The organism is Frankia sp. CcCS3 (assembly GCF_977927575.1).
Window position 1 is genome coordinate 1 of record NZ_CDWRCL010000180.1, and the last position, 8,561, is coordinate 8,561.

9 protein-coding genes and 1 pseudogene are annotated in these 8,561 nt (G+C 73.1%); 2 read left to right on the forward strand and 8 right to left on the reverse strand.

Going from position 1 to position 8,561, the window contains the following annotated elements; all coding sequences use genetic code 11:
• From AC08OQ_RS14805 to AC08OQ_RS14830, 6 genes and pseudogenes are all read right to left on the reverse strand, one after another.
• The coding region (locus AC08OQ_RS14805) for a WD40 repeat domain-containing protein (protein ID WP_476612126.1) at positions 1–872 on the reverse strand (872 nt) is incomplete at its 3' end.
• Positions 869–1,858, reverse strand: coding sequence for a CobW family GTP-binding protein (locus AC08OQ_RS14810; protein ID WP_476599467.1), 990 nt, complete (start codon positions 1,856–1,858; stop codon positions 869–871). The genes AC08OQ_RS14805 and AC08OQ_RS14810, both read right to left, overlap by 4 nt.
• Positions 1,855–3,264 carry a metal ABC transporter permease gene (locus AC08OQ_RS14815; RefSeq protein ID WP_476599485.1) on the reverse strand — a complete coding sequence of 470 codons (1,410 nt, stop codon included), beginning with the start codon at positions 3,262–3,264 and terminating at the stop codon, positions 1,855–1,857. The genes AC08OQ_RS14810 and AC08OQ_RS14815 overlap by 4 nt, the downstream gene beginning before the upstream one ends.
• Positions 3,227–3,589: pseudogene (locus tag AC08OQ_RS14820) on the reverse strand (ATP-binding cassette domain-containing protein); the annotation flags it as partial. The gene AC08OQ_RS14815 and the pseudogene AC08OQ_RS14820, both read right to left, overlap by 38 nt.
• 71 nt (positions 3,590–3,660) lie before the next feature.
• Positions 3,661–4,620: a metal ABC transporter substrate-binding protein gene (locus tag AC08OQ_RS14825; RefSeq protein WP_476599469.1), complete on the reverse strand. Its 960-nt coding sequence runs from the start codon at positions 4,618–4,620 to the stop codon at positions 3,661–3,663.
• 237 nt (positions 4,621–4,857) lie between these two features.
• On the reverse strand, positions 4,858–6,144 hold the full coding sequence (locus AC08OQ_RS14830; protein ID WP_476599471.1) for an MFS transporter: 1,287 nt from the start codon (positions 6,142–6,144) through the stop codon (positions 4,858–4,860).
• Positions 6,145–6,247: 103 nt separating this feature from the next.
• On the opposite strand from AC08OQ_RS14830, the gene AC08OQ_RS14835 reads away from it, so the two are divergent.
• Complete coding sequence (locus AC08OQ_RS14835; protein WP_476599473.1) at positions 6,248–6,823, forward strand: TetR/AcrR family transcriptional regulator; 576 nt, start codon at positions 6,248–6,250, stop codon at positions 6,821–6,823.
• On the opposite strand, the gene AC08OQ_RS14840 is transcribed toward AC08OQ_RS14835, so the two are convergent.
• Positions 6,808–7,062 carry a hypothetical protein gene (locus AC08OQ_RS14840; RefSeq protein ID WP_476612127.1) on the reverse strand — a complete coding sequence of 85 codons (255 nt, stop codon included), beginning with the start codon at positions 7,060–7,062 and terminating at the stop codon, positions 6,808–6,810. The genes AC08OQ_RS14835 and AC08OQ_RS14840 overlap by 16 nt on opposite strands.
• 461 nt (positions 7,063–7,523) lie before the next feature.
• Between AC08OQ_RS14840 and AC08OQ_RS14845 the strand changes: the two genes are divergently transcribed.
• Complete coding sequence (locus AC08OQ_RS14845) at positions 7,524–7,796, forward strand: hypothetical protein (RefSeq protein ID WP_476599476.1); 273 nt, start codon at positions 7,524–7,526, stop codon at positions 7,794–7,796.
• A 20-nt stretch (positions 7,797–7,816) separates the two neighbouring features.
• Here the strand turns inward: AC08OQ_RS14845 and AC08OQ_RS14850 are convergent.
• The coding region (locus tag AC08OQ_RS14850) for a hypothetical protein (RefSeq protein WP_476612128.1) at positions 7,817–8,561 on the reverse strand (745 nt) is incomplete at its 5' end.

Genomic DNA, 8,561 nt, shown 5'->3' on the forward strand with positions numbered 1-8,561 from the left:
GCGGCGGTGACGCACCACAGCGCGGCGGTGGCGTCGGCGCCGCAGGTGGCCAGGCCGGCGCCGGTCGCGGGCTGCCAGGCGAGCGCGGTGATGGTGTCGTGACCGCGCAGCAGCCGGGGCTTGCTGCCACCGGGGCCTTTGCCGGCGAAGTCCCAGACGGTGACGTCGGGGGCGCCGTTGTTGGCGAGCCATCGCCCGGTGGGGTCGAACGCCAGCTGGGTGACCTTGCCCAGGTAGCCCGGCATCTCCAGTTCCTGCCGGTCGCGGGTGCGCCAGATGTGCACGCTGCGGTCCTGGTTGCCGGTGCAGACCCACCGGTCGTTGGCGCCGACGGCGATCGCGAGGTGCGAGCCCGGGTAGCGCAGGTGTTCGACCGGGTCGGTGCTGTGCCGGGCGTAGCGGTAGGCGCCGCCGTAGGCGGCGGCGACGACCTCGCGGCCCGCCCGCAGCCAGGCGAGGTCGGTGACGGTGCTGGGCGCCGGGCCGGTGCACCACAGCAGGCTGCCGTCGGCGGCGTGCACCCGGACGTGCCGGCCGCAGGCGACCGCCACCCGGTTGGCGCCGTACCAGCGGGCGCGGGTGGACCAGCCGGCCGTGCCGTACGGGCTGTGCTGCTGGCCGGTGGTGTGCCACAGCCGGTAGCCGGTGGGGCCGGTCAGCGCCAGGTGGGCACCGTCGGGGGAGAACGCGGCGTCGAGCAGGCCGCCGTCGACCGACAGGGAGGCGGCGGGCTCACCGGTGTCGGCCTGGTGGATGGCGCAGGTCCCGTCGGCGCCGGCCACGGCGAGCAGCCCGCCGGCCGCGCTCACGGCGACGGGGGTCTCGTCGATCCTGGCCTGCCACAGCGGGGCTTCGATGGTCGCGGTGCTCATGCGGCGGTGGTGAGGCAGGCGGTGAACCCGGCCTCCAGTTCGGCGCGGTCGAGGTTGCGGCCGATGAAGACCAGCCGGTTGGTGCGTGGTTCGTTCTCGCGCCAGGGGCGGCCGGTGTCGCCGTCGAAGAGCATGTGCACGCCCTGGAAGACGTACTGGCGGTCGTTGCCGGCCAGGGCGAGGATGCCTTTGAACCGGAAGATGTCCACGCCCTTGCTCGCGAGGAGCTTGCCGAGCCAGGCGTTGAGCTTGTCGATGTCGACGTCACCTGGGGTGTCGATGCCGACCGAGGTGACGTCGACATCGTGCTGGTGGTCGGTGCTCTGCAGGAACTGCGGGTCGGTCTGCAGGACGCGGGAGAGGTCGAACGCGCCGACGTCGAGGATGGCAGCCAGGTCGATCTTCGCGTGCTGCGCCGGGATGATGTCGGCGAGGGCGTTGATCTGCCGCAGCCGGGTCTGGATGCCGCCCAGCTGGTCGGGGTCGACCAGGTCGGTCTTGTTGAGCACGAGGCGGTCGGCGAAGGCGACCTGCTCGACGGCCTCGTTCTCCACCCCGTCGGGTTTGATCTCGTCGAGGTGGGTGAGGATGTGCCTGGCGTCGACGAGGGCGATGATCGCGTCCAGGCGCAGCTGGCCGCGGATCTCGTCGTCGACGAAGAAGGTCTGCGCCACGGGCGCGGGGTCGGCCAGGCCGGTGGTCTCCACCAGGATCCGGTCGAAGCGGTCGCGGCGGCGCATCAGCGTGCCGAGGATGCGGATGAGATCCCCGCGCACGGTGCAGCAGATGCAGCCGTTGTTCATCTCGAAGATTTCTTCTTCGGCGTCCAGGACGAGGGCGTCGTCGACGCCGAGCTCGCCGAACTCGTTCTCGATGACGGCGATGCGCAGGCCGTGCTGTTCGCTGAGGATGCGGTTGAGCAGGGTGGTCTTGCCGGAACCGAGAAAACCGGTCAGCACGGTGACGGGTACCCGGGTATCAGTCATTCTTTTTCTCCTTCAGGTGACAGGGCGGCGCGAACGGACTCGGCGGTCAGCTCGGCCATCGGCTGGTGCAGCGTCCAGCGGCGCGTCGGCGCGCCCGCGGACAGCACGGCAATGACGGTTTCCACAGGTGGGCAGCCCGGCTCGGCGCAGGCCAGCTGCTGGATGACCACCGTGTGGCTGTCGTCCAGCAGCAGCATGTCGCGGACGACCGCCTTGAGGGCGGCGGCGTTGGCCCGGCCGGTGCCGTCGGGCCGGCCGGCGGGGCCGGCGAGGCCGGCCAGTGGGGTTGTCGGATTGGTGGTCAGGATGTTCTCCCTTGGCCGGTGGTGGTTTGGTCGCAGCCGGCCAGCGGCACACGCCCATGGTCGGTGCGGGGGCCGGGGCGGGCGGCGCGGGTCAGCGCGGCGGCGGCGACCTCGGGGCCGGCGGGCAGGCCGAGGTGGTAGCTGGCCAGCAGCCCGACCAGCCCGGCGGTGACGCCGAGGCCGGCGGCTGGACAGCAGCCGGGCGGCGGCGGCCGGGGCGATGCACAGCGTCAGCGCCATCAGGACTCCGACGGTGGTCAGGCCGATCACGACTACGAGGCCGAGCCCGAGGATGACCGCGGTGTCGACCAGGCCGGTGCGCACGCCGAGGGTGCGGGCGTGGCCCGGGTCGACGGTGGTGGCGACCAGCAGCGGCAGGCATCCCGCGGCCGCGGCGACGACCAGCGCGGCGATCGCCAACTCGATGATCACATCGGTGGTGGTGACGGTCAGCGGGTTGCCGAACAGCACGTGCGAGAGGGCACGAGGCTCGGTGCTTTGCGATACCCCGATCACCCCGAGGGCGAACAGTCCCTGCCCGACCACCCCGATGGCGCTGTCCTCCGGCAGCCGAGCCCGGACCACCAGCACGGCGACCAGCAGCGCCATCACCGCCGCCGCGACCAGCCCGCCGGCCAGCAGGGAGGCGCCGAGCAGCGCGGCGGCGGCGAGGATGGCGTGGCTCATCGCGTCGGTCAGGTACACCAGGCGGCGGCTGGTGGCCCACACCCCGGCGACCGGTGCGGCCACGCCGACGGCCAGGGTGGTGACCAGGGCGCGCTGCATGAACGGGTACCCCAGTGGCCTCGGCTGGCTGACGGGGCCGTCGGCGAGTACCGCCCGGTCGATGACCACTGCCCGGTCGAACAGGCCACGGGCCAGGTGCAGCTCGTGCAGCGCGCAGCAGACCGCGATGCCGCCGGTGGCCAGCTCGGTCAGCGCGGCCAGCAACGCGCTGACGCTCGCGGCGTCCAGGCCGTCGCACGGCTCGTCGAGCAGCAGCACGTCCGGTTCCTGCGCCAGGGCGCGGGCCAGCAGCAGCCGCTGCGCCTGTCCCCCCGGACAGCTCGCCCACCGGCCGGTCCGCCAGGGAATACAGATCCATGCGTAACAGGGCCGCCTCGATGGCGCGGCGGTCCGCGGCGGCTGGCCGCCGCCACCGCCGCCGCGGGGAAAGCCGGCCGGTCGCCACCGCCTGGCGGACCGAGATGGGCAGGTCCCAGCGCGGGGTGGCGCGTTGCGGCACGAACGCCACCCGCACCTCGCTCGTCCCCCGCAGTTCGGTGCGCCGGTGGTGGCATGCCGTCGCCTGGCGGGTGACGGTGCCCTCGTGGGGGGTGAGGCCGGCGAGGGCGCGCAGCAGGGTGGACTTGCCGGCGCCGTTGCGCCCCACGAGGGCGACCAGCTCCCCGGCCGCCAGGGCCATGTCCACGTCTTCGATCGCGGTGACCCGCCCGTACCGCACGGTCAGGCCGCGCGCCGCCAGTACCGGCGGGTTCACCGGCACTCCAGGCCGGTGTGCAGGCGCCGCCCGTTGCCGCGCATCACGCTGAGGTAGTCCTGACCGGCACCCAACGCCTTGCCCGGGTCGAACTCCAACGCGGCGAGCAGGTCCACCCGGGCGCCGATCGCCGTGGCGACGGTCCTGGCCAGATCGGGTGGCAGCGCCTCCTCGAAGAACACCGTGTGTGCCCTGGCCGCCCGGGCCGTGTCGGTGATCTCGGCGAGGGTCCTGGCGTCCGGCTCCGCGTCCGGCGACAACCCGGCGATCGGGATCTGCCGCAGCCCGTACCGGTCGGCCAGGTACCCGAACGCGGCGTGCGAGGTCACGATCGCCGTCTGCGCGCAGCCGGTCAGGCCCGCCCGCAGGGCCGCGCCCAACCCGTCGAGGTCACGCCCGAGCGTGGCCAGGTTTGCCCGGTAGTCCGCGGTGTGCTCGGGATCGGCGTCGGTGTAGGCGGCGGCGACCACGCCGGCCATCGCCTTCATCCGCACCGGATCCAGCCAGACATGCGGGTCCTTGCCGCCGGACAGGGCCTCCTCGCCCAGTACCGCCGGCGCGGGTCGCAGGCTCACCCCGGGCGCTGCGAGCAGGTCTCGACGGATCACCGCGGGCGCGCTGTCGCTGACGGCCTTTTCCACGTCCGGCTGGAAACCCGCCCCGAGGTAGAACACCACCTTTGCCTCGGCCAGCGCCTGGGCACCGCGGCCGTCCACCGCCAGGTCGTGCGGTTCGGAACCGGGCGGGGTCAGGTTCGTCACCGTCACCCGGTCCCCGCCGATCCGCTCGGCCAGGAACTGCACCGGGTAGAAGTTGGCCACCGCCGGCAGCCGGCCGGCGGCGGCCTCGGCGGTGGCAGCCCGGTCGCCGCCACAGCTGGCGATCAAGGAAACCGCGAGCGTGGCGGCGCCGCCAAGCGCCAGCAGGCGGGATGCAAAGGCAAAGGATCGACTCACACCCGGCACCCTACATAGAAACAAAAAAACCATTTTCAACAGCACTCTACCGGGTGACTGCAGGTGGAGTCAGGGACCGCGGACCGTGCTCAGGTCCTCCGGATTCGCCGGCCGAGGGCCGCCGGGCGCCGGGCGCCGGGCGCGGGTGAGCAGGCCGAGGAGCGCCAGCGCGGCGAGGGCCATGACGACCAGGCCGTACCCGCGGGCGGTGGGCAGCAGCCCGTGGTGGGTGACCAGCTAGCCGGCGACGACCGCGGGGACGCCGAAGGCGAGGTAGCACAGCACGTAGACGGCCGAGAGCAGGCCGGCGCGTTCGTGCGGGGCGACCAGGGGGATCAGGACGCGCAGGCCGCCCTGGAAACTGGCGCCGAGACCGATACCGGCCAGCGTGGTGCCGGCGAAGAACGTCGGGGTGGAGGGAAGGTCCGCGCCGAGCAGGGTGACACCGACGCCGACGAGCAGGCCCAGGGCGCCGAGGAACATCACGGTGCGGGGGGCGGTGTCGCGCACGAGCAGCACCGTCAGGGCCGCGGTCACGGTGATGGCGAAGACCGCGAGACCTCCCAGCACGACCCAGCGGGAGTCGACGACGAGACGGGCCAGGCTCGGGCCGAGGGAGAGGTAGAACCCGCTCAGGGCCCAGGAGGCGACCAGGCAGGGGGCGGCGATCAGCAGGTCGCGGCGGGCGGCGGCGGGTACGCCGATGGTCGGGCGCAGCGACGCGATCGCTCCGGGGATGCGCGGTGCGGTCTCGGGCATCGCCGCGACCCCGACCGCCTGGGCAAGCACGATCGCGCACAGCACCAGGTAGACCAGACGGGTGGGAGCGGGCAGGTAGGCCACGAGCAGACTGGACCCGAGGGCACCCAGGGCCAGGCCGGTGAACGGGCCGACTCCGTTGGCCAGGGTGCCGCGGGCCCGGTCGAGGTCGAGCAGGCCGGCGCCGAGGGCGCCGCTGGCGGCGCCGGTCGCCAGGCCCTGCAGAACGCGGCCGATGGTCAGCTCCCCTACCCCGCCGGCGGTGGCGAACACCGCGAGGGCGGCGGCGAGCAGCAGCGAGGAGGTGAGCAGCACCGGACGGCGCCCGATGTGGTCGGAGAGGGCTCCGACGGTGAGCAGTGCGGCGAGGACGGCCAGGGCGTACACGGCGAACACGGCGAACACGGCGAACACGACGGTCACGGTGATCGGGGAGAACCCCCAGCGGGCCTGGTAGACCGGGTAGAGGGGGGTGGGGGCCGAGGACGCGGCGAGGAACGAGCCGATCATCGACGTCTGCAGGAGGAATCCGGCGCGCGGGGACAGCCTGCCCCGGTGGGGCGCCGTGCCCGGGTCGGGCGGGGCGTCGCGGGCCGCGGCCTGCCGCGGCAGGGCCACCGCCGGTACCGGGGCGGAGGCCGCCGAGGACGGGCTCCCACCACCGCCGCCGGTACCGGCGGCGCCGGCCTGGCCGGCCTGATTGGTCTGGCCGGCCAGACCAATCAGGCCGGCGGGGAGGCCGGTGGCGATGGGTTGGGAGGACATCGGGTTTCCCTTCACCGGACAGCTAAAGCTAAGATTTTGCGTTAGCGCCCGACGGTACCCTCGGCCCGACGTTAACGCAAAGGATGTGCGTTAGGCTGGATGCGTGAGTCCGTCCGAGGGTCCGCGGCCCGGGGGGCGTAGCGCGCGGGTCCAGCAGTCCGTGCATGCCGCGGTGCGCGCGCTGCAGGCCGAGCGGGGTCGGCACGAGATCACGGTGCCGCTGGTCGCCGCCCGGGCGGGGGTGACCGCCTCCACCGTCTACCGGCGCTGGGGGGACCTGACCGAGCTGCTCGCCGACGTCGCCGCCGAGCGGCTGCGCCCGGAGACCCCGCCGGCGGGCACCGGGTCGCTGCGCGGCGATCTCGCCGCCTACTGCGAGCAGTACCTGGAGGAGATGTCCTCCCCCACGGGCCGGGCGTTCCTGCGCGACCTGGTCGCTTCCTGCTGCGACGACCGGCCGGCGTGCTGCTGTGACCTGTACATCCGCAAGCAGATCGGGGTCATCGTCGAACGGGCCGCGCGTCGCGGTGAACCCGCCCCCGGGGTCGGTGAGATCGTCGAGGGGGTCATGGCACCGATGATGTACCGCATCCTGTTCGTCGCCGAGCCGGTCGATCTCGCCGACGCCCGCCGGTTGGTGGACGCCCTGCTCGCCCGCGGTGGTCAGCCGCGCGGGTAGCCGAGCCGGGTGTTGTACTTCTGGACCGCCGAGGCGGAGCTGACCATGGCGATCACCCACACGATGAACCACACCGGAACAGTGATGATCAGTGTGACGATGAAGAAGGAGAACATCCACAGGAACAGGTCGGCGATCAGGAGCACGACACCCGTGGTGGTCCTGCCGGCGTAGATGTGGCCCACGCCCAGCCACAGGAAGGTCAGCAGCAGCGCGACCGCGACCGACTTCGGCGGCACCGGCGGGTAACCCTGGCCCGGGCCGGGACCCGGGAAGGGCTGCGGCGGGCCGATCGGGTACGGCGTCGGGCCCGGCCCGCCGGCCTGGCCATGAGGCGGCCGCGGCGGCTGTCCGTACGGCTCGTGTCCGTACGGCTCGTAGTATCCGGCCGGCCCAGGCTGCTGCGGCTGCCGGTGCGGGTCGTCCCACCCTGTCATGTGGCTCCCGATCTTGTCGGCGCACACTGTAACAGGATCATCCGGTTACGTGCATGGACCGGAATATCGGAACCGCGACCGGCATCCCGGCCTTCGGGAATGTGACGTTTACCATACAAAGATCGTTATGTGGATAAACCTGTCGACAAGCCGGTGGGTAACCTGCCGCGACCCTGTGGATGCCCTGTGGGGCAATGCTGATCCCCGGATTCGCCGAGAAGTCAAGACGTTGCGGTGCGTACCAGCCGCGATATCACTGGAGTGTGACTCTGGCGCATCTGACTTCTCGTCCGACCACCACCACCCGGCCCGCCGTACCCACCGCGCCGGGCAGCGCGTCCGTGCTGCCGCCCAGCGTCGCCCGGGTCGCCGCCCGCACCCGGCTGTCCGCCGAGCTGCTGGCGGCGGTCCTGGAGGTCGAGCGGCGCACGCGGGCCACCCTCGAGGACATCGAACGCGCCGACGCACTGGCCGAACGGCTGCTCGTGCGCCGCGGTGCGCGGCTGCGCGCCGCGGCCGGCCGGCCGGCCCGGTGACCTGCTCCCCCGGGCTCGGCTCAGGCGGCGCCGGCCCGCAGCGAGGCGCGCTCGGCGTGTGCCGAGGTGAGCATCAGGATCTCGTTCGTCCTCAGGGTGAGCACCCGCGACGGGCGCTTGTCGAGGATGTCCTCCACCTCGAGGAGGGCGGCTTCGGCCACCGCGGGATCGCGGCGCAGCGTGGCGGCGGCGAGCGACGCCAGCGCCCAGCCGCGGTCGAGGGTCGCCGGGGTGGTCAGGTCGATCGCGGTGTACGCGGCGGAACGCGCCCCGGGCATCCCGAGGCGGGCCATCGCGTCGGCGACGACGCAGGCCTCCCGGACCTCGTCGAAGGGGGGCCAGCCGGGATGGCGCAGGCCGAGCACAGTCGGCCGGTTGCGCAGCCGGTTCAGGGCGGCGTCGAGGGCTGCCTCGTCGCCGGTGGCCGCGGCGACGGTGGCCTGCACCGCCGCTGCCCAGCCGTGCAGGTAGGGATGGTCGACAGCGGCCGCCTTGGCCGCGGCGTTGCGGGCGGCGGCGTAGCGCCCGGTGACGAAGGCGATCGCCGCGTCCAGGCTGTGCGCGGTGCCGGTGAGCAGCCGGTCGTCGAGCTGGGCGGCGAACTGCTCGGTGAGGGTCGCGAACCGCCGCGCCGAGGTGTCGTCGCCGGTGTCAACGGCCAGCATCCCGAGGGAGAACGACAGGTAGCCGGCGACCCGGGTCAGTTCGGCGTGCACCGTCGGGGACAGCCGCCGGGATCTGTCGCTGATCTTGTGATTCTTCTGG

Bases quoted from the DNA above. Each gene is read 5' to 3' on its own strand.
- AC08OQ_RS14810 (WP_476599467.1), bottom strand. From the start codon at position 1,858: ATGACTGATACCCGGGTACCCGTCACCGTGCTGACCGGTTTTCTCGGT.
- AC08OQ_RS14830 (WP_476599471.1), bottom strand. From the start codon at position 6,144: ATGTCCTCCCAACCCATCGCCACCGGCCTCCCCGCCGGCCTGATTGGT.